An 18,392-nucleotide genomic window follows, 5' to 3' on the forward strand; every position below is an offset into this window, starting at 1 on the left:
CTTCACTGAAACGCGTTTCCGTTACGCTTGCGGACCTTTCGGCGCAAGCAAAGGAAACCTCAAGGCGGCTTCAGGCCCCCTTTTGGGTCTGGTTCTCCATCGCGTCCGCACCAATTCTGCACGGACAGACAGAGGAGGCTTACATGGCCAACGTCATGATCACCTACAAGCTCAAGTCCGGCGTTTCCCGCGAGGACTTCGAGGCCTGGGTGAAGAGCTACGACTACCCCAACATCCGGGCCATCAAGCGGGTCGCCGCCTTCACCAACCATCGTGTCGAGGGGCTGCTGATCGGCGAGGGCGCGCCGTCGGTCGATTATGTCGAGGTGTTCGACATCCCCGATCTCGACGGCTTTACCGCCGAGGACCTCGGCAGCGAGGCTCTTCAAACCGTCATGGGCGCCTTCATGGGCTGGGTCGACAACCCGCAGTTCCTGGTGGTCAGCCCGATCGTCTAGGTCGGTGGGCCGCCGCCGCCGGCGGGGGCGCCGCTGTAGTCGAACGCGGGGTCGCGCTGGGGTTTGCCCGCGCCGAAACGGTAGCGCAGGCCGACGAACAGGCCCCGGCTCTGGCCCTTGCGAACCGTGGTTCCGCTGACCGTGGCGCTGTCGCTGATGAGGCGGGACTCCTGGGTGTCGAAGACGTCGGTGGCGGTGACGGTCAGGAACAGACGGTCATTGAGCTTGCGCCGGTAGCCGAGGTTCGTTGTGTAGGTCGGCTCGATATAGCCCTGCGGCGTGATCGACTTGCCGGTGGCCACGAGATTGACCTGAAGCAGATCGACCGGCGTCGCCTGCCAGTCCACGCTGGCGCGACCGCCGACGGACCAGGCGGAGCGTGTGTCGCTGAAGCCGAGCGAGGCGGCGTCGATCTCGTTCCAGAACGCCGTGCCCGTGAGATTGAGACTCAGCGTCGGGGTCAGGCCGCGGTTGACGACGACCTCGAGCCCGCCCGAGCGGCTCTGGGCGAGGTTGGCCTTGGTGGTCAGCAGCACCCCGCCGCCCAGGTCCACCAGCAGGTCGGTGACGCCGTTGTCGGTCTGCCGCCAGAAGGCGGTCGTCAGATAGTAGTTGCGGCCCTTGCGGTACTCGTAGGACGCCTCCCAGGACTGCGTCTCTGACGGCTCAAGGTTCGGGTTGCCCTCCCGGTAGTTGAAGGCGTCGATGTAGACCCGCCAGGGGTCGAGTTCGCCGGCGCCGGGCCGACGAATGCGCAGGGCGTAGCTGGCCTTCAGCCGCGAGGTGTCGCTGAGCCTGTAGTCGAGATGCAGCGAGGGATAGACGCGGTCATAATCGTGGCTGGTCGACAGGCCCGTGGTCAGAAGGTTGATGTCGTTGGTCGCCGACTCAAAGCGCAGGCCGGCCAGCACGGTCAGGTCGCCGAACGGCTGCTCGTACGTGCCGTAGCCGGAATAAACCGTTTCATCGAACAGCAGCCGGTGCGAGCGCGCCAGGTCAATCACCGTCGAGCCCGCGGTCGGCCCCGTCGAGAGCAGTTGATCAAGGTCGGTCTTGCTGTCCTGGACTTCAAGCCCGGCCTTGAGCCGCCCCGCCGCGGGCATCGGGCGGCTGTAGTCGCCCTTGAAGTCCAGATTGCTGGCGACGGAGCGGTTGTCGCCGTCCTCGAACACGCTGGGGCCCGCCGGAAAGAGGGCGTCGACCCGGACATCCGACTCGTCGTCCGAGGTCCAGCGGTCCCGGCTCAGTTCGACGGTCAGGTTGTGGTCGTCGCCGGAGAACTCGCGTCGCCAGCTGAGCGAGCCGCTCACGGCCTGTGTGCCGCCGCCGTTGGACCCAAGTCTGCGGGTGGCGCCGATGCGGGTCCCGGTCCCGTCGAAGATCTCGAAGTCATTCTCGCTGTCGAAGGACGGCTTCATACGGAAGAGGCTGAACTCGCCGCTGATCTTGTTGCGCGCGTCGACCTCATAGTCGCCCGCGAGGCGCAGGTTGCCGCCCAGGCCCACCATGTCGAGGCTGTTCGTCTGGTCCTGCCGGAAGACCCCGCCCGGCCCGGTCAGGGTCCGGTCGCTGTCGATGGTGAATCTGTTGGTGAACCGCCAGACGCCGAGGTTGGCCGACAGGGCGAGCTTCTTGCTGTTGTAGGCCCAGTTGATCCCGCCGTTGTAGCGGTCGTGGGTGCCGGCGTTGATCCGCACCGAGCCCGACGGTCCGGCGCCGGCGCGGCGGGATTTCTTCGTCACCAGATTGATGACGCCTCCGGTCCCCTCGGGCGAATACTGGGCGCCGGGATTGGTCAGCACCTCGACCCGCTCGATCTGGTCCGCGGGCAGCGCCTGCAGGGCGTCGGCGCGGCCGGGCCCCTTCATGAGGCTCGATGGCTTGCCGTCGATCAGGATGGTGACGCTGGCGTCGCCGCGCAGTTTCACATTGCCGTCGATGTCGACCTCGAGCGACGGGACCCGTTTGAGGGCGTCGGCGATCGAGCCGGTGGTCGCCTGCAGGTCGCCCTCGATGCTGTAGCTGCGCCGGTCGATGGAACTCCTGAGCGGCGGATCCTCGGCCCGGACCACGACTTCCTGCACGGTCGTCGAGGCCGGGGCGGGCGGCGGAGTCGGCGCGGCTGCCGGTTTGGCGGCGGGCGCAGGCGCGGTCTGGGCGTCAGCGGTCGACGCGGCCAGCAGGACGCCGGCCAGCCCGATGCCGGCCGGAATGGCACTCACAATACGCAACCTGAAGGCCCCCAAGGTGTCGCCCGACGCTCTAGCGTGTTTGTTCAGGCGGGCAAAAGAAAGACCGCGGTCGCGGCCCGTATGGCTCAGCCGCCCAGGGGCGTCACGCCGCTCGACGGTCGATAGGTGAGGTCGAAGTTGGTTGACCAGGTCTTGCCGCCGTCGGTCGACGCCTCGCCGAACTGGCGCACCGATCCATCGGCCCCTTTGGTGTAGGTCATCCGAACCAGGGCGTCCTTGCCCGGGCCCAGCACGCCGGCCCACTGACCGGTCAGGACCATGGCCTGGCCATTCCAGCCGCCCCGGAACTCGACCCGCGCGCCGCTGGCGTCAAGCCAGGTCTGGCGCCAGCCCGGATCGCCGGGCACGTAGTTGTTCAGGCTGCCGCCGTCGCCGCCGTTCTGCAGGGGCATCCAGTTCTCGCGGATGGCGCAGCCGCCGTAGAGTCTCTCGATCAGGGAATGCGCGATCAGCTTCTGTTGGCCGGTCGGATAGACGTCCCAGCGGCCGACCCAGAAATCGAACTGTCGATACTCGGGCGCAGCGCATGGCGGGGGCGGGGGCGGGGGCGGGGACGCCGCCAGCGCTGTTGCCGGGCTCGCCAGCAAACCGGCCACGATCAGCAGTCCACGAAGCGACATCATTTGCCCCGCTGGCTCTGCACGCCGAACACGATGCCGACGGCAAGGATCGCGAGGCCGGCATAGGCCATGGGCGCGCTGTGCAGGGCCAGCTGCCCGGCGACCATCAGGCCGATGCCGGCGCCGACGAAGGCTATGGCGATCGGGCCGCGATTGGCCGGCGGCGGCGGGAAAGGGGTTTCGGGCGGTTCTTCGGCCATCTCGGATCTCCGGCGAGCGTGAAGGATCGGCCTCGCCGCGGCCGGACGCAAGTTAGGGATTGGTCATGTACGACGGCCGCAGTCGCAGCCCGGGCGACAGGCTGAAGGGTGATGTCCGAAAACCGCGAGACTCGCTTCCGTAGTCGCGCGACTATCGGCGCATGGATCTGACCCCCGACGCCTGTTACCGCGCCATCGAAACCCGCGACGCGCGGTTTGACGGACGGCTGTTCATCGGCGTGACCAGCACCGGCATCTACTGCCGGCCGGTCTGTCCCGCGCGGACGCCCAAACGGGAGAACTGCACCTTCCACCGCAGCGCGGCGGCCGCCGAGGAGGCCGGATTCCGCGCCTGCCTGCGGTGCCGCCCCGAAACGTCGCCTGACCTCGGCGCCTGGCTGGGCACGTCGGCAACGGTGCGGCGGGCCCTGACCCTCATCGAGGGTGGGGCGCTGGACGACGGGGATGTCGAGGCGCTCGCCGGACGACTGGGTGTCGGCGACCGCCAGTTGCGGCGGCTGTTCAAGGAACACCTCGGGGCCTCGCCGGTCGGGGTGGCCCAGACCCGCCGGGTCCTGCTGGCCAAGCAGCTGATCCACGAGACCGACCTGCCGATGGGCGAGGTGGCGCTGGCCGCCGGATTCGGCAGCGTGAGACGGTTCAACGAGACCTTCCAGAGGCTGTACAACCGTCCGCCCCTGGCCCTGCGCCGGCGCGGCCCCCGTGAATCCGCCGGCGAGTCGATCAGGCTGCATCTGCGCTACAAGCCGCCCTACGACTGGGCCGGCCTGCTCGACTTCCTGTGGCTGCGCGCCATTCCCGGCGTCGAGACGGTGGTCGGCGATACCTACAGCCGGACCATCACGGTCGGCGAGGACGCCGGGACCCTGTCGGTCAGCCATGCGGGCGACAACCGGCTGGCCGTCGAGATCAGGTTTCCGAAACTGACCGCCCTGCCGACGATCCTGGCGCGGGTGAGACGGGTGTTCGACCTTTCGGCCGACCCGCTGCAGATCGGCGAGCATCTGAGCGTCGACCCGGCACTGGCGGCGATGGTCGCCGCAAGACCCGGCCTGCGCGTGCCCGGAGCCTGGGACGGCTTCGAGCTGGCCGTGCGGGCGATCCTCGGCCAGCAGATCTCGGTCCCGGCGGCGGTGAAACTGGCCGGGCGACTGGCATCCGAATACGGCGACCCGTTGGCCGAGGGTTGGGCGAGGCCGGGCCTGACCCTGACGTTCCCCCGCGCCGCCCGCATGGCCGGAGAGGATATCGCGGGCCTCGGCCTGATGCCCGGCGCCCGGGCGCGGGCGATCAGCTCGATCGCCGCGGCGGTACATGCCGATCCCGCGCTGTTTGGCCCGCAGGCCAGCCTCGAGGACGCCGTGGCGAAGTTGCGCGCCTTGCCGGGCATCGGCGAGTGGACGGCCCAGTACATCGCCATGCGCCAGCTGCGCGAGCCGGACGCCTTCCCCGCCGCCGACATCGGCCTGATGCGGGCGCTGGAGGTCGACGGGGTGCGGCCGTCGCCGGCCGACTTGCTCGCCAGGGCTGAACAATGGCGGCCGTGGCGCGCCTATGCGGCCCTGCATCTGTGGGCTTCGGACACCGTGGTCCTGAAAGCGATCGCCGATGCCAAGCGCGCGGCCTGACCGCCTGATCCGCAGCTGGCTGGAAACGCCGGTCGCGACGCTGCAGATCGTCGTCGACGAGGATGACGTGATGCGGGTGCTCGACTTCGACAACGACAGCCCGCGCACCCGGCGGCTGATGAAGATCCACTACAACGACGTGCCCGTGGTCGACGGCGAGACGCCCGGAGCCATCCGCGCCGCGCTCGAACGCTATTTCGGCGGCGAGATGCGCGCGCTGGCGGCCATCCCAACGCGGGTCGTCGGCACCGACTTCCAGCGGCAGGTCTGGCAGGCCCTGACCGAAATCCCGGCCGGCGAGACCCGCACCTACAGCCAGCAGGCCGCCCGCATCGGCCGGCCGGCGGCAGTGCGCGCCGTGGGCCTGGCCAACGGGGCTAATCCGATCGGCATCATCATCCCCTGCCACCGTGTGATTGGCGCCGACGGCTCCCTGACCGGCTTCGGCGGCGGGATCGAGCGCAAGCGCTGGCTGCTGGCGCATGAGGGGGCGGCTCTGCTCTGATGCTCCCCTTCGGGGGAGCTGTCGGCGAAGCCGACTGAGGGGGTCGCCCGAGACCGGAGCGGACCCCCTCCGTCTCGCCTCCGGCGAGCCACCTCCCCCGATGGGGAGGATCAATGGCCGCTTGCTCCCGCCAGTCTGCTGCCATCATGCTGTCAGCAGACCGACGCTAGAACCCCCGCCATGAGACGCGCCGACCGACTGTTCCAGATCATCCAGATCCTGCGCCGTGGGCGCGGGCCGGTGACGGCCGACGCCATGGCCGATGAACTCGAGACCTCGAAGCGGACGATCTACCGCGACATCGCCGACCTGATGAGCCAGCGGGTCCCCATTCGCGGCGAGGCCGGCGTCGGCTATGTGCTGGAGGGCGGCTTCGACCTGCCGCCGCTGATGCTGACAGCCGATGAGATCGAGGCGGCGGTTCTGGGCGCGCAATGGGTCGCCAGCCGCGGCGATCCCGCCCTGTCGCGGGCGGCGCTGGACCTGGTGGCCAAGATCAGCGCGGCCGTGCCGGAACGCCTGAGGCCGTTGATCCTTGATCCCAGCACGCGGTCGACGCCGAGCAACTGGCACCAGCCGGACGGGCTGGACATGGCGCGCGTACGGGCCTCGATCCACGCGGGTCTGAAGCTGCAGCTGCACTACAGCGACGAGCAGCAGCGTGAGACCCGGCGGGTCATCTGGCCGATTGCCGTCGGCTACATGGACGCGGTGCGTCTGCTGATCGGCTGGTGCGAACTGCGGCAGGATTTCCGCAGCTTCCGGACCGACCGTGTCATCGACGCGGCCTTCCTCGATGAGCGCTATCCGGAAAGGCCGGCGATCCTGCGGGCGAAGTGGCGCAAGACTTTGGGAAGTCCGAAGGCAGGGTGAAGCCTCCTGTCCAGGGGCATGGTCACAAAGGCCCCTGAAGCCCTTGATGGAATTGTCCGCTCCGGGCGGCGACCTTGGTCAAGGACCGCTTCGCGGCCGCGCAGCGGCGGGCCTGCAAGGCCCGTCCTTGACGAAGGTCACGCCGGAGCAAGAATGCTCATCAAGACATCAGGGACCATCTGCTTCGTGAAGACGGCAGCGGCGTCTACCGCCAGCTCATCCCCGCCGCGATGACCGAACCGTCGCGCAGGGCGCGGCCGAGCGGCACGCCGTCGACCGTGCAGACGGCGACGACTTCGCGGTCCCTGTCGAGCTCTGTCCGGCAATCGGCCATCTTGGCGAAGGCCGCGGCCATCATGACGCTCTTCGGATCGGCTTCTTCGCGGTTCGATACGCGACGAATGGCCGGGGGAACCGGCGCGTCGGCCAGCCTCAGGCGGATCCACTGGTCGGGCGCATAGCCGAGCGCCACGCAGATGGTCTCGCCGTCGATGACATGCAGGACCGGGCCGCGGATCTCGGCGCCCGCCACCGGGGCGGGGCCGCGGCAGGGTTGTGCGGGAGCGGCCGTCGCGGGACCGGCGGCGGCGCACAGCGACAGGCCGGCTGCGAAGACGGCCGATCCGATCCAGGTCTGAAGGTGTTGCGCCATGAGATGTTAATCTCTGGCCGACGCGAAAGTTCCCTCAGGCGAAGACGGCGGCGATGTCGGCGTCGGTCATCAGGCGGAAGGTCCCGGCGTCCAGATCGCCCGGCAGGGTCAGCCCGCCGACGCTCTCGCGGTGCAGGGCCGTGACATGATTGCCCATCGCCGCGAACATCCGGCGGACCTGATGATAGCGCCCCTCGTTGAGGGTCAGGAGCGCCTCTGTCGGCGACAGGGTCTCCATGATCGCCGGCAGCAGGGGCTTGGTCTCGCCATCGAGCATCAGCCCGCCCTCGGCGAAGGTCGCTTCCTCGTCACCGCGCAAGGGCCGGTCGAGCGTCACCCGATAGCGTTTTGCGATGTGGCTTTTCGGAGAAATGACCCGGTGCAGAAGGGCGCCGTCATCGGTCAGCAGCAGCAGGCCCGACGTCTCCTTGTCGAGCCGACCTATGGTCGAGATGGCCGGCTCGCGCATGCGCCAGCGGGTCGGCAGCAGGTCATAGACCAGCGGCCCGGCCTCCTTGTGCGAACAGGTCGTCCCCAACGGCTTGTGCAGCATCAGGGCGATGCCCGGCGGCGGGTCGATCGGCTTGCCGTCGAGCTTCAACCGATCGGGCAGGTCGCGAGTGAGCGGCACATGCTTGTCCGCGTCGCGAAACGCTTCGCCGTCGAGGATGACGCGTCCGTTCTTCGCCAGCGCCTGCATCTCGCGTCGCGAGCCGTAGCCGAGATTGGCCAGCAGCCGGTCGAGCCGCAGGGTCGGCGTCTTGCTCACCGACGGGCCTCGAAGATCTTGTAGCCGCCGGTGTCGACGCGCGGCGTTGCGACCTTGAACACCTCGGCCAGCACCTTCTCGTAGGGCAGGTGCCGGTTGGCCACCAGCCACAGGGTCCCGCTGCGCCGCAGGGCGTTGGCGGCCTGGCGGATGAAGGTCTGGCCGAGCTGCTTGTCCTCGGTCCCGCCGTCGTGGAACGGCGGGTTCATGACAACGAAGTCGAGGCTGCCGGGCTCGATGCCGGCGCTGCGCACGTCGGTCCAGGCGAAGGTCGCGCGGGGATCCTCGATGTTGCGACGGGCGGCCTCAACAGCCCGGCGGTCGAGATCGATGAGCAGCAGGCTCTCGACCTTCGGCGCGGCCAGCACGGCTTTCGCCAGCACGCCGACGCCACAGCCGAAGTCGGCGCCCTTCCCGGCCATGGGCGGGAGGGTCTTCGCCAGCAGGGCGCTGCCCGGATCGATGCGGTCCCAGCTGAACACGCCCGGCTGGGTCCAGCCGTCGACGGCCTCGACGAAGCGCGGCGCGCCCTCGGCGATGGCGGCGTCGAGGCCCAGGGGCGCGTCGGGCTTGCGGACGACGCAGATGCGATGGTGCCGGCGGGAGTCCTCGTTGACGAGGCAGCCGAAGGCTTCCAGCTCCTTCTTCAGGCGGGAGCCGCCCTTGTCCTTGGGCGCGGCGATGGTCAGCCGCCCGTGGGGTGCGAGCGCCTTGAGTCCCAGCGCCACGACGTAACGTCGCTCAACCGTGCCCGGCGGGGCGAGCAGGGTCAGGCTGTCGAGCGCGCCCTCGGCCAGGTCCTCGAGTTTTCCCGCGCCGGGAACCAGCGGCGAGAACTGCGTTGCGCCGGCGGGCGCTTCGGCCACATCGCGGGGCGGGGCGCCATAGACGCCATGAAGGTCTGTTTGATCGGTCACGGCGTCCCTATAGCGGGCTGTTCAGCCGATGGCGACGATCTCGACTGACTGGCCCGCGACGACCGCTTCATCACCGAGCCGCTTGCCCAGCAGCGCCTGCCCGAGCGGTGAGATCCACGAGACGCTGCCCTTCGCCGGATCGGCTTCGTCCTCGCCGACGATGCGCCAAGTCTGGCGACGGCCGTCTTCGCGCTCGATGGTCACCGCCGCGCCGAAGCGGACGGTCCCGTCGGGCGCGCCGGCCTCGATCAGCTGGGCGCTGCCGCGCCGTGACGACCAGTAGCGCAGGTCGCGGGTCGCCCGGGCCATGGCGGTGCGGTCGGCGCTGACGTCACCGCCGGACCTGGCGGCAGCCATCGCCGTGCGCGCTTCCGCCAGCGCCGCGTCGATCAGGGCGAGCCCGTCCGGCGTGACCATGTTGGGATGTGGCGAAACCGGCCGGTCCGGCAGGTTGGCCGCGACCGACTCGTAGTCCTCTTCCCTGGTGAAGGCGACGCTCATGGCCCTACCGTAACGGATAATCCCGGCCACGGGGGCCCGTTGTCCGTTCACGAAGCGCCAGCGGCGGAATGAATTCGCGAAACGCCGCGCCGGCTTCGTGGGCGGACTCCCCCGGATGTGGTCGCCGGCCATAGACTCCGAGCAACAAACCCAACCGGAGTCTGTCATGCGAAACCTCGTGCACGCCGCCCGCCCCCTGGCGAACGACCTCCTGTCCAGCCTGCTGTTCGCCGCCCTGGTCGCCCTGCATGTGGACAGGGAGATCGCCACCCTGGCCGCCATCGGACTGGGTGTGGGCCATGTCTTGCTCTGGATGGCCCTGCGGAAGCCGGTTGCGCCTCTGCAGTGGGCGAGCCTGGCGCTCGTGCTGACCTTCGGGACGGCCAGTCTGTTCCTGCACGACACCCGCTTTCTGATGGCCAAGCCGACGGTGATCTATCTGATCCTGACCGTGATGATGCTGAAGCGCGGCTGGATGCTGCGCTACATGCCGTCCGTGGCGATCGGTCATGGCGAGGCGGCGATGGTCGCGTTTGGCTATGCGTGGGCAGGCCTGATGGCGCTGACCGGGGCGGCCAATCTGTTGATCGCTGTCAGGTTCCCGGACCTCTGGCCGGCCTTTATCGCGGTGTTTCCGATGGTGTCCAAGATCGCCCTGTTTGCGGTCCAGTTTGTGACCGTTCGCCACGTGACGATCCGCAGCCGACGCGAGGGACAGCCGCTGGCCCTCGCGGACGGAACCTGACGGCCGGCGCAGGCCCCTTGACCGCCCTACCGTAAGGCGGACCTTTCTGGCGCAAACAGGGAGAACCGCGATGACCTTCAAACCCGACGACCTGATGTATCGCCCCGGCCTGATGGACGGCGAGCGGATCCTGATCACCGGCGGCGGCACGGGGCTGGGCAAGGTGATGGCAGAGGCCTGCCTGATGCTGGGCGCGACGGTCTACATCTGCGGCCGGCGCGGCAACGTGCTGGAGGAGACGGCGAAGGAGTTGATGGCGGCTCACGGCGGCAAGGTCGTCGGCATTCCCTGCGACATCCGCGTGCCCGAGGCGATCAAGGACATGATCGACACCGTCTGGGCCGATGGCGGGGCGCTGACGGGGCTTGTGAACAACGCCGCCGGCAACTTCATCAGCCGCACCGAGGATCTGTCGCCGCGCGGCTTCGACGCGATCGCCAACATCGTCTTCCGCGGGTCGTTCTTCGTGACCTTGGAGTGCGGCAAGCGCTGGATCGCCGAGGGCAGGAAGGCCTCTGTGATCTCGATCCTGACCACCTGGGTGTGGAACGGCGGCCCGTTCACGGTGCCCAGCGCCATGTCCAAGGCCGCGCTGAACGTCATGACCCAGTCTCTGGCGGTCGAATGGGGTCCCAAGGGCATCCGCTTCAACGCCATCGCGCCGGGACCCTTCCCGACCGAGGGCATGAGCGCGCGTCTGAACCCAGGTCAGCAGCAGAACGCCTACGAGGACATGCGCGGCAATCCGATGGGCCGGGTGGGGGAGATGGCCGAGCTGGCCAACCTGGCGGTCTATCTGCTGTCTCGGGGTTCGGAGTATGTGAACGGCCAGACCATCGCCATCGATGGCGGGCAGTACAACGCGAGCGGCGGCAACTTCTCCCGCCTCAGCGACTGGGGCGACGAGCAGTGGCAGGCCGTCAAGGACATGATCAAGTCGACGAACGACAAGGACCGCGCCCAGCGCACGGTGTGAGGACCGGATGACGCAACCCCGCGAACGCCTGACGGTCCGCCTCCTGCTGATGTCGCCGGCGGGCCGTCTGCTGCTCATGCGCTTCGAGGATCCGGCCAACAGCGGGGGCGGCTGGTGCACCATCGGCGGCGGGGTCGACGACGGGGAGACTCTGGAGCAGGCCGCCTGGCGTGAATTGCGCGAGGAAACCGGCCTCACCGAGATGATTCTCGGGCCAAAGATCTGGGTCCGAACCCTGGACCTGATCGTCGAGGGCGAGCCACGCCGGCTGCTGGAGCACTATTTCCTCGCCCATGCCCCGCACGAGGAGGTCGTCGACCACCACTGGACCGAACTCGAACGGCAGGTGGTCACGGCGCTGCGCTGGTGGGATCCTGCGGAGATCGCCGCCAGCGACGAGGTGATTTTCCCGGCGGACCTGCCGCGTCATCTGCCGGCGATCCTGGCCGGAGACCTGCCCGACGCGCCGCTGGTCCTCAGGGGGTGATCTCGATCCTGTCCTGCCAGTCGTTGGCGTTTTCCGGCGTGACGAGCGCGTCGATGGTGCAGACCACGCCATCCGGCCGGTAGTCGATGCGCACCTTCCCGCGCAGCTCGGTCGCCAGGCCGCGTTCGATCAACCTTGTGCCGAACCCCGCCTTGCCGGGCGGCGAAACGGAGGGGCCGCCGATCTCGCGCCAGACCATGTTCAGCCGGATCGACTGGTCCTTGTCCGGCTCTGTCGTCCATGAAATCCGCACCATCCCGCCTGGAACCGAGAGCGCTCCATACTTGGCCGCGTTGGTCGCCAGCTCGTGCAGCGCCAGCGCCACGGCGATCGCGCTGCGCGGCGGCAGGCTCAGGGACGGACCGTCGATGGCGAACCGCCCCGGATGATCGGCCGAAAGATGCGGTTCGCCGGACTGGGCGGCGATGTCTCGCAGGTCCGCTCCGGACCACTTCTCCTCTGTGAGGACATCATGGGCCCGGGCGAGCGCGACCAAACGATCGGTCAGGGCGGTGCGGATGTGCTCGGGCACGTCCTCGCCATGAAGGGTCTGGGCGGCGATCGCCTGAACCGTGGCCAGCGAATTCTTGACCCGATGATTCAGCTCGTTGATCAGGAGCCTTAGGTGGGCCTCGGCTTCCTTTCGCGCCGTCGTGTCGACGCCCTGCCAGAAAATGCCGATGACCGCGCCGTCGTCGTCGGTGATCGGGGCGCAGACATAGTCGAGAAACAGCACCGACGCCGGTCCTCCGGGCGTCGCCCTGAAGCGGAAGGGCGCGCCCTCGAAGACGGCGCGCTCGCCCGTGGCGTAGACCCGGTTCAGGGTATCGAGAAATCCCTGTTCAACGGCCTCGGGGAGCGCTTCGCGGATCGGCCGGTCGCCCCAGTTCCGGCTTCCGAAGAGCAGGGCATGGGCCTCGTTGCCAAATTCGAAAATGTGGTCAGGCCCGCCGAGAATCGACATGAAGCCGGGCGCCTGGTCGAACAGCCGCCGCCAGCGCGTGACCAGATCGGCCCGCTTCTGCTCGGCCCGCACCGTCTCGGTGGTCTCGGTGCAGACCACCAGCACGCCGCCGACGCCGTTGGGCGCGGTTTCGTCGTGCACAGGGCCGTAGCTGTAGGTCCAGTAGACCTCTTCCAGCCGGCCATGACGGGTGATCGGGACGAGGGCGTTTTCGTGCCAGGTCGGCTCGCCGCCGCTCATCACCTGATCAATCTGCGGGCCGATGATGGGCCAGATTTCTTCCCAGCAGTCGCGCCCTCGCTGTCCCACGGCGCCGGGATGGCGCTCCGGTCCGATCGAGTTTCGGTAGGCGTCGTTGTAGAACTGGATCAGGTCCGGTCCCCACCACAGGAACATCGGATGGCCGGTGGACAGCAGGAGTCGCAAGGCTGTCTTCAGCGCCGGGGGCCAGCGCTCTGGCTCGCCGAGCGGCGAGGCGGCCCAGTCGTGGCCACGAATGATTGCGCCCAGCTCGCCACCGCCCCGAAGGAAATCCGGCGATGTTCTGCTGGCCGCAGGTACCGGCAAGTCCATTCCGTCGCGCCTGCCCCTGACAGCGGTTCGTAGGTCTACAAACCCCGGGACGCGACTTGGTTCCCGGAAGGTCCTGTTCGGGCTTCGCAGGCGGTATGGTTAATCGAACCTTAACGAAACCGGCGGCAGATCGTGACCATGCGCCGTATCGCCGCCTGTCTGATCCTGAGCCTTGCACTGTCGGCGCCCGCCGCCGCGCAACAGGGGCGGATCGCCGGCGGCCCGTCCCAGACCGACGCAGCCGCGCTCAAGGGGTCGCAGCCAACCTCGCCGCCGCCGGAGCCTGAGGAGCCGCCGCTCCTCCTACCGTTGCCGGTCCAACCGACCTCGATCAGCGCGGGCGCCGCGTCCGGCGGCGCGCAATGCCGCCTCAGCTGTTCGCGGGAATACTACTTCTGTCTCGCGGGTGAGGACGACCGCTGCCCCCAGTACTGGAGCCGTTGCGTCTCCGGTTGCGGGGGCTGACCCGGCGTCACGGTTGACGCGCACGTCACTCCCGATAGGCTCGCCTGAACAACGATAAGTCAGGGAGCGCCGTCATGGCCGAACGTCTGCCCAGGGCCTGCATCATCGGGGCCGGATGCTCGGGCTTCACAACCGCCAAGAAGCTGAAGGACGTCGGCGTCCCCTACGACTGTTTCGAGGTCTCCGACGAGATCGGCGGCAACTGGTACTACAAGAACCCCAACGGCATGTCGGCCTGCTACGAAAGCCTGCATATCGACACCTCCAAGTGGCGTCTCGCCTTCGAGGATTTCGCGGTCCCGTCTGACTGGCCCGACTTTCCCTCGCACGCCCAGCTGTTCCAGTACTTCAAGGACTACGTCGCCCACTTCGGCCTGCGCGAGACGATCACGTTCAACACGGCGGTCGAGAAGGCACGGCGCAACGCCGCCGGCCTGTGGGAGGTGAACCTCTCGACGGGTGAGACCCGCGTCTATGACGTCCTGTTCGTCTGCAACGGCCATCACTGGAGTCCGCGCATCCCGGACTACGACGGCGAGTTCGACGGGCCGGCCTTCCACAGCCATGCCTACCGCGACCCGTTCGACCCGGTCGACATGCGCGGCAAGAACATCGTCGTCGTCGGCATGGGCAACTCGGCGATGGATATCGCCAGCGAGCTGTCACAGCGCCCGATCGCCAAGAACCTCTGGGTCTCGGCCCGGCGCGGGGTCTGGGTGCTGCCGAAATACATGAACGGCAAGCCGGCGGACAAATCCTCGATGCCGCACTGGATGCCGCGCAAGCTGGGCCTGAGCATGGCGCGCAAGACCATCCGCAAGACCCTCGGCAACATGGAAGACTACGGCCTGCCCAAGCCGGACCACGAGCCGCTCGAAGCCCATCCCTCGGTCAGCGGCGAGTTCCTGACCCGGGCCGGCTGCGGAGACGTCAAGTTCAAGCCGGCGATCAAGGCGCTGGAAGGCAGGAAGGTCCGCTTCGCCGACGACTCGGTGGAGGACGTGGACGCCATCATCTTCGCCACCGGCTACGACATGCGCTTCCCGTTCTTCGACGCCGCCGAGCTGGTCCCGGACGCCGATCACCAGTTGCCGCTGTTCAAACGGATGATGAAGCCCGGCATCCCGAACCTGTTCTACATGGCGCTGGCCCAGCCCCTGCCGACGCTGGTGAACTTTGCCGAACAGCAGGCCAAACTGGTCGCCGCCTATCTGACGGGCCAGTACCTGCCCCCGCCGGAGGCGGAGATGAAGGCCGTCATCGTGAAGGACGAAGAGACCCACAAGGGCCAGTACTACGCGTCCAAGCGACACACGATCCAGGTCGACTTCGGCATCTATTGTCACGACCTGATGAAGGAAATCACCAGGGGCGCGAAGCGGGCGAAGGCGGCCGGCAACGCGCTTCCGGTGAAGGCGCGCGCCGAGGTCGTCGGGGCGTAGCGCCCGGCATTGCTGGCTACGCCCGGAACGCCCGCAGGAACGCCGCCGTGTGGAACCGGCGGTAACGGCGCTGCTCGTCCAGATCGCCTACGGGCAGGGCGTAGCCCACAGACCCCAGCGAGGTCTGCAGGAAGGGAGCGAAGAACATCCGCGCCATGTCCTGGGGCTCATGACCTTTTGCGAGCTCGCCTCGTTCCACGGCCAGATAGAAGGCCCTGGCCAGCACCATCAGGCCGGGCGCCAGGATCTGGTCGCGAATGAACGCCGCGATCTCCGGCCTGCGTCCCGATTCATCGAGGGCCAGGATCAGATAGCCGCGCGTCAGGCCGCTGTTCTGAAGCTCGCCGACCCGTTCGGCGAAGCCGTCCACCAGATCCTCGATCGGCCCGGGATGCGCCTCGATCCAGGCGGCCAGCTGACGCCAGGGCGTGGCCAGGTCCTGCTCCAGCAGCGCCTCGATAAGCCGGTCCTTGCCGGGAAAATAGCGATAGACCGCCGGCTTGGTGACTCCCGCGGCGGCGGCCACCTCGTCCATGCGCGCGGCCTCGAATCCCTTGCGGGAGAACAGGTCACGCGCCGCGTCGAGGATCTCGCCCGGCCTCGCCCTGGCCCGCTCGCTTCGGGCGGCGGCGGTCGTTCTGCGGGCGGTGGCGGCGGCGTGAAGAGGGCGACTGGTCATCGATTCATCCATAGCTTGGCCCCCCAACGTTCTGTATACTCATGAGTAACAAAACGGTTCCCGGGTATGGAACAATGCGGCGCCCGAGTATGGAAATAGAACCATGAGCCTGTCTGTCGATGTTTTCTGGTCGTTCCGCAGCCCCTATTCGTGGCTGGCCACGCCCGGGCTGGTCAAATTGCAGGCCGACTACGACCTGACCGTCAACGTCAGGCCCGTCCTGCCGATCGCCGTGCGCATCGACGGCTTTTTCAAACGCGTGAATCCGCTCTGGCCGCCCTATCTGGCGCGGGATGTCTATCGCCTGGGCCAGATGCAGGGCACGCCCATCCGCTGGCCGCGGCCCGATCCGATCGTCATGGACATCGCCAGCGGCGAGGTGCCGAAGGAGCAGCCCTACATCTACCGCATCACGCGCATGGGACAGGCGGCAGCCGAAGCCGGCAGGGGTCTCGAATACATCGCCGAGGCCGGCCGGGTGATCTGGGGCGGCGGCGTCGACAACTGGCACGAAGGCGACCACCTGGCCCAGGCAGCTGTCCGCGCCGGCCTGGACCCTGAGGCCCTCGAACGCGCGGCCCGCGACGACGCTGACCGGCTGGACGCGGCGATCGCGGCCAACCAGGCGGCGCTGGAAAGCGCCGGCCACTGGGGCGTGCCGACCATGGTCTTCGAGGGCGAGCCCTTCTTCGGTCAGGACCGGCTGGACGTGTTGCTCTGGCGGATGAAGCAGAACGGCCTTCTGCCCCGCGCGTGAGCGACGCGAGACCCCAAAGAATGACAGGGCGTCATCTTGCCGCTTCCCGGCAGGCCGGATGACCTGTTAGCTTTCCGGGGATGAGTCACGTCGCCGTTCTTACGTCTGGGAAGCGCGAGCAGACCAAGGTCGCCAATCGCAGGGCGATCCTGGACGCCGCCCGCGAAGTGTTCGCCGAGCTCGGCTACGAAGTCGCCACCGTGCGCGACATCATCCGCCGGACCGGCCTCGCGTCCGGCACCTTCTACAACTACTTCCGCTCCCGCGAGGAGGTCTTCGAGGCGCTCGCCGACGACGGCGCGGCCCGTTTCCGGCCGATCCTTCGCGCCTGCTGGGACGCTTCGAACAGTTTCGACGGCTATCTGCGCGCGGCCATCCAGGCCTATTTCGATTTCATCGCCGACGAGCATGAGACCTGGCAGGTCATGCGTCCGGCCGGCGAGAAGCAGCCCCATATGCGGATCCAGACGCCCGAGATGGAGCGGGTCTTCGAGGAGGTGCGCGACGCCTTCTCCAAAGCCATCGAGCACGGCGGCGCGCCTCGGGTCGACGCCGACTATCTCGCGGCGGCCTGCATCGCCGTGGCCCGGCAGGTCGGCGACAAGATGCTCGAGCGCCGGCCGATCGACACGGTCGCCGCCACGGATTTCGCGAGCAAACTGATTCTGGGCGGCCTGCCCGCCCTGCCGCGACTGGCGACCTGACCCCGGAGATCGCATGGCCGACCCCGCCCTCCAGAAGGCGATTCTGAAAGTCATGTTGTCGCTGCCCTCGCCGGTGCTGCGCATGATGTCCGGCGGCGGCGTGGTCTGGCAGGGCGGTCGCACGCTTGATCCCCGCCTGCAGTTTCTCGCCGCGAGCGCCAGCCGCATGCCGGCGATGTCGTCCCTGTCGCCGGAAGAGGCCCGCGCGGGCAGCGCCGCCGGCCTGGCCATGATGGCCGGCAAGCCCGAGCCGGGCGTGCGCACCGAGAACCTGTCGATCGACGGTCCGGGCGGCCCGGTGCGTCTGCGCGCCTATCGTCCCGCTGACCAGGATTCCGGCGCCCCGCTGATGGTCTTCGCCCATTTCGGCGGCGGCGTGATCGGCGATCTGGAAACCTGCGACGCCTTTTGCGGCATGATCGCCCGGATCGCCCGGACGGCGGTGCTCTCGGTCGAGTACCGGCTCGCGCCCGAACACCGCTTTCCGGCCGGGCTGGATGACGTGCTGGCGGCGTTCCGCTGGGGGCGCGACAACGCCGTGCGGTTCGGCGCCGCGCCGGGCGTCGCCGCGATCGGCGGCGACTCCATGGGCGGCAACTTCGCGGCCATCATCGCCCAGGACCTGAAGCGCGCCGGCGAGGCCCAGCCCGCCCTGCAGCTTCTGACCTATCCCGCCGTCGACGTGGCCAGTGAAACCCAGTCGATGACGACCTACGCCGACGCCTATCCGCTGTCGCGTGACACCATGACCTGGTTCATGGGCCACTACATGAGCCCGGACGCCGATCCGTCCGACCCCCGCCTGTCGCCGATCAAGACCGAGGACCTTTCGGGCCTCGCGCCCGCCATCGTGGTCACCGCCGGGTTCGATCCGCTGGTCGACCAGGGCGAATGCTACGCCAAGCGGCTGAAGGACGCCGGCGTGCCGGTGATCTACCGCTGCTACGACAGCCTGGCGCACGGCTTCACCGCCTTCACCGGCGCCATACCCGCCGCCGACACCGCCTGCCGCGAGATCGCGGGCTTCGTCCGCCAGGCGGCGGACGGGATGCTGAAGTAGGCGGCCGCTCCCTCCCCTTCATGGGGAGGGTGGCCGGCCGAAGGCCGGACGGGTGGGGAACAGGGACGTCCCTCCGATGGTTCTGTTCTCGGGGGGGGGGGGGGGGGGGGGGGGGGGGGGGGGGGGGGGGGGGGGGGGGGGGGG

21 protein-coding genes are annotated in these 18,392 nt (G+C 68.4%); 12 read left to right on the forward strand and 9 right to left on the reverse strand.

Annotation, left to right across the window (positions count from 1 at the left end; translation table 11 throughout):
• Positions 1-143 precede the first annotated feature (143 nt).
• Positions 144-458 (forward strand): hypothetical protein, encoded by a 315-nt coding sequence (locus ACODSL_RS18315; RefSeq protein WP_488902169.1) that lies wholly within the window; start codon positions 144-146, stop codon positions 456-458.
• Here ACODSL_RS18315 and ACODSL_RS18320 read toward each other — a convergent pair.
• From ACODSL_RS18320 to ACODSL_RS18330, 3 genes are all read right to left on the reverse strand, one after another.
• A complete protein-coding gene (locus ACODSL_RS18320) occupies positions 455-2,680 on the reverse strand; it encodes a TonB-dependent receptor domain-containing protein (protein ID WP_488902170.1) in 2,226 nt (741 codons plus the stop codon). The genes ACODSL_RS18315 and ACODSL_RS18320 overlap by 4 nt on opposite strands.
• Before the next feature lie 95 nt (positions 2,681-2,775).
• Entirely contained in the window at positions 2,776-3,333 is a 558-nt protein-coding gene (locus tag ACODSL_RS18325) for a hypothetical protein (RefSeq protein WP_488902171.1), read from the reverse strand.
• Positions 3,330-3,530, reverse strand: coding sequence for a hypothetical protein (locus ACODSL_RS18330; protein WP_488902172.1), 201 nt, complete (start codon positions 3,528-3,530; stop codon positions 3,330-3,332). The genes ACODSL_RS18325 and ACODSL_RS18330 overlap by 4 nt, the downstream gene beginning before the upstream one ends.
• 161 nt (positions 3,531-3,691) lie before the next feature.
• On the opposite strand from ACODSL_RS18330, the gene ACODSL_RS18335 reads away from it, so the two are divergent.
• From ACODSL_RS18335 to ACODSL_RS18345, 3 genes are all read left to right on the forward strand, one after another.
• Positions 3,692-5,179, forward strand: a complete 1,488-nt coding sequence (locus ACODSL_RS18335; protein WP_488902173.1) for an AlkA N-terminal domain-containing protein — start codon at positions 3,692-3,694, stop codon at positions 5,177-5,179.
• Positions 5,160-5,684 carry a methylated-DNA--[protein]-cysteine S-methyltransferase gene (locus tag ACODSL_RS18340; protein WP_488902174.1) on the forward strand — a complete coding sequence of 175 codons (525 nt, stop codon included), beginning with the start codon at positions 5,160-5,162 and terminating at the stop codon, positions 5,682-5,684. The genes ACODSL_RS18335 and ACODSL_RS18340 overlap by 20 nt, the downstream gene beginning before the upstream one ends.
• A gap of 180 nt (positions 5,685-5,864) precedes the next feature.
• The gene (locus tag ACODSL_RS18345) at positions 5,865-6,557 is read left to right on the forward strand and encodes a helix-turn-helix transcriptional regulator (protein ID WP_488902175.1); all 693 of its coding nucleotides are present in this window, start codon (positions 5,865-5,867) and stop codon (positions 6,555-6,557) included.
• 205 nt (positions 6,558-6,762) lie between these two features.
• Here the strand turns inward: ACODSL_RS18345 and ACODSL_RS18350 are convergent, their stop codons facing one another.
• From ACODSL_RS18350 to greA, 4 genes are read right to left on the reverse strand one after another with little or no spacing between them, the layout of a single operon-like run.
• The gene (locus ACODSL_RS18350; protein WP_488902176.1) at positions 6,763-7,209 is read right to left on the reverse strand and encodes a hypothetical protein; all 447 of its coding nucleotides are present in this window, start codon (positions 7,207-7,209) and stop codon (positions 6,763-6,765) included.
• Positions 7,210-7,243: 34 nt separating this feature from the next.
• Positions 7,244-7,978 carry a pseudouridine synthase gene (locus ACODSL_RS18355; RefSeq protein ID WP_488902177.1) on the reverse strand — a complete coding sequence of 245 codons (735 nt, stop codon included), beginning with the start codon at positions 7,976-7,978 and terminating at the stop codon, positions 7,244-7,246.
• Positions 7,975-8,895 carry a class I SAM-dependent methyltransferase gene (locus ACODSL_RS18360; protein WP_488902178.1) on the reverse strand — a complete coding sequence of 307 codons (921 nt, stop codon included), beginning with the start codon at positions 8,893-8,895 and terminating at the stop codon, positions 7,975-7,977. The genes ACODSL_RS18355 and ACODSL_RS18360 overlap by 4 nt, the downstream gene beginning before the upstream one ends.
• Positions 8,896-8,916: 21 nt before the next feature.
• A complete protein-coding gene (gene greA / locus ACODSL_RS18365) occupies positions 8,917-9,396 on the reverse strand; it encodes a transcription elongation factor GreA (protein WP_488902179.1) in 480 nt (159 codons plus the stop codon).
• A gap of 166 nt (positions 9,397-9,562) precedes the next feature.
• Here greA and ACODSL_RS18370 point away from each other — a divergent pair, with 166 nt between their 5' ends.
• The 3 genes from ACODSL_RS18370 (at position 9,563) to ACODSL_RS18380 (ending at position 11,604) form a co-directional block, all read left to right on the forward strand.
• A complete protein-coding gene (locus ACODSL_RS18370; RefSeq protein WP_488902180.1) occupies positions 9,563-10,141 on the forward strand; it encodes an inner membrane-spanning protein YciB in 579 nt (192 codons plus the stop codon).
• Between the two features lie 70 nt (positions 10,142-10,211).
• Positions 10,212-11,117: an SDR family oxidoreductase gene (locus ACODSL_RS18375; RefSeq protein ID WP_488902181.1), complete on the forward strand. Its 906-nt coding sequence runs from the start codon at positions 10,212-10,214 to the stop codon at positions 11,115-11,117.
• Positions 11,118-11,124: 7 nt separating this feature from the next.
• The gene (locus ACODSL_RS18380; protein ID WP_488902182.1) at positions 11,125-11,604 is read left to right on the forward strand and encodes an NUDIX hydrolase; all 480 of its coding nucleotides are present in this window, start codon (positions 11,125-11,127) and stop codon (positions 11,602-11,604) included.
• On the opposite strand, the gene ACODSL_RS18385 is transcribed toward ACODSL_RS18380, so the two are convergent.
• Positions 11,594-13,141: a PAS domain-containing sensor histidine kinase gene (locus tag ACODSL_RS18385; protein ID WP_488902183.1), complete on the reverse strand. Its 1,548-nt coding sequence runs from the start codon at positions 13,139-13,141 to the stop codon at positions 11,594-11,596. The genes ACODSL_RS18380 and ACODSL_RS18385 overlap by 11 nt on opposite strands.
• Positions 13,142-13,279: 138 nt before the next feature.
• Here ACODSL_RS18385 and ACODSL_RS18390 point away from each other — a divergent pair, with 138 nt between their 5' ends.
• Positions 13,280-13,606, forward strand: coding sequence for a hypothetical protein (locus ACODSL_RS18390; RefSeq protein ID WP_488902184.1), 327 nt, complete (start codon positions 13,280-13,282; stop codon positions 13,604-13,606).
• A gap of 74 nt (positions 13,607-13,680) precedes the next feature.
• The gene (locus ACODSL_RS18395) at positions 13,681-15,048 is read left to right on the forward strand and encodes a flavin-containing monooxygenase (protein WP_488902185.1); all 1,368 of its coding nucleotides are present in this window, start codon (positions 13,681-13,683) and stop codon (positions 15,046-15,048) included.
• A gap of 16 nt (positions 15,049-15,064) precedes the next feature.
• Here ACODSL_RS18395 and ACODSL_RS18400 read toward each other — a convergent pair whose 3' ends face one another.
• The gene (locus ACODSL_RS18400; RefSeq protein WP_488902186.1) at positions 15,065-15,727 is read right to left on the reverse strand and encodes a TetR/AcrR family transcriptional regulator; all 663 of its coding nucleotides are present in this window, start codon (positions 15,725-15,727) and stop codon (positions 15,065-15,067) included.
• A gap of 103 nt (positions 15,728-15,830) precedes the next feature.
• On the opposite strand from ACODSL_RS18400, the gene ACODSL_RS18405 reads away from it, so the two are divergent.
• From ACODSL_RS18405 to ACODSL_RS18415, 3 genes are all read left to right on the forward strand, one after another.
• Entirely contained in the window at positions 15,831-16,484 is a 654-nt protein-coding gene (locus ACODSL_RS18405; RefSeq protein WP_488902187.1) for a 2-hydroxychromene-2-carboxylate isomerase, read from the forward strand.
• 80 nt (positions 16,485-16,564) lie between these two features.
• Positions 16,565-17,188 (forward strand): TetR/AcrR family transcriptional regulator, encoded by a 624-nt coding sequence (locus tag ACODSL_RS18410; protein WP_488902188.1) that lies wholly within the window; start codon positions 16,565-16,567, stop codon positions 17,186-17,188.
• Between the two features lie 13 nt (positions 17,189-17,201).
• The gene (locus ACODSL_RS18415) at positions 17,202-18,248 is read left to right on the forward strand and encodes an alpha/beta hydrolase (RefSeq protein ID WP_488902189.1); all 1,047 of its coding nucleotides are present in this window, start codon (positions 17,202-17,204) and stop codon (positions 18,246-18,248) included.
• The last annotated feature ends 144 nt before the right edge of the window (positions 18,249-18,392 follow it).

This window comes from Caulobacter sp. FG121, assembly GCF_057809815.1.

Coding starts and splice junctions, on each gene's coding strand:
- ACODSL_RS18315 (WP_488902169.1), top strand. CDS start 144: ATGGCCAACGTCATGATCACCTACAAGCTCAAGTCCGGCGTTTCCCGC.
- ACODSL_RS18325 (WP_488902171.1), bottom strand. CDS start 3,333: ATGATGTCGCTTCGTGGACTGCTGATCGTGGCCGGTTTGCTGGCGAGC.
- ACODSL_RS18330 (WP_488902172.1), bottom strand. CDS start 3,530: ATGGCCGAAGAACCGCCCGAAACCCCTTTCCCGCCGCCGCCGGCCAAT.
- ACODSL_RS18335 (WP_488902173.1), top strand. CDS start 3,692: ATGGATCTGACCCCCGACGCCTGTTACCGCGCCATCGAAACCCGCGAC.
- ACODSL_RS18340 (WP_488902174.1), top strand. CDS start 5,160: ATGCCAAGCGCGCGGCCTGACCGCCTGATCCGCAGCTGGCTGGAAACG.
- ACODSL_RS18345 (WP_488902175.1), top strand. CDS start 5,865: ATGAGACGCGCCGACCGACTGTTCCAGATCATCCAGATCCTGCGCCGT.
- ACODSL_RS18350 (WP_488902176.1), bottom strand. CDS start 7,209: ATGGCGCAACACCTTCAGACCTGGATCGGATCGGCCGTCTTCGCAGCC.
- greA (WP_488902179.1), bottom strand. CDS start 9,396: ATGAGCGTCGCCTTCACCAGGGAAGAGGACTACGAGTCGGTCGCGGCC.
- ACODSL_RS18370 (WP_488902180.1), top strand. CDS start 9,563: ATGCGAAACCTCGTGCACGCCGCCCGCCCCCTGGCGAACGACCTCCTG.
- ACODSL_RS18375 (WP_488902181.1), top strand. CDS start 10,212: ATGACCTTCAAACCCGACGACCTGATGTATCGCCCCGGCCTGATGGAC.
- ACODSL_RS18380 (WP_488902182.1), top strand. CDS start 11,125: ATGACGCAACCCCGCGAACGCCTGACGGTCCGCCTCCTGCTGATGTCG.
- ACODSL_RS18385 (WP_488902183.1), bottom strand. CDS start 13,141: ATGGACTTGCCGGTACCTGCGGCCAGCAGAACATCGCCGGATTTCCTT.
- ACODSL_RS18390 (WP_488902184.1), top strand. CDS start 13,280: ATGCGCCGTATCGCCGCCTGTCTGATCCTGAGCCTTGCACTGTCGGCG.
- ACODSL_RS18395 (WP_488902185.1), top strand. CDS start 13,681: ATGGCCGAACGTCTGCCCAGGGCCTGCATCATCGGGGCCGGATGCTCG.
- ACODSL_RS18400 (WP_488902186.1), bottom strand. CDS start 15,727: ATGACCAGTCGCCCTCTTCACGCCGCCGCCACCGCCCGCAGAACGACC.
- ACODSL_RS18405 (WP_488902187.1), top strand. CDS start 15,831: ATGAGCCTGTCTGTCGATGTTTTCTGGTCGTTCCGCAGCCCCTATTCG.
- ACODSL_RS18410 (WP_488902188.1), top strand. CDS start 16,565: ATGAGTCACGTCGCCGTTCTTACGTCTGGGAAGCGCGAGCAGACCAAG.
- ACODSL_RS18415 (WP_488902189.1), top strand. CDS start 17,202: ATGGCCGACCCCGCCCTCCAGAAGGCGATTCTGAAAGTCATGTTGTCG.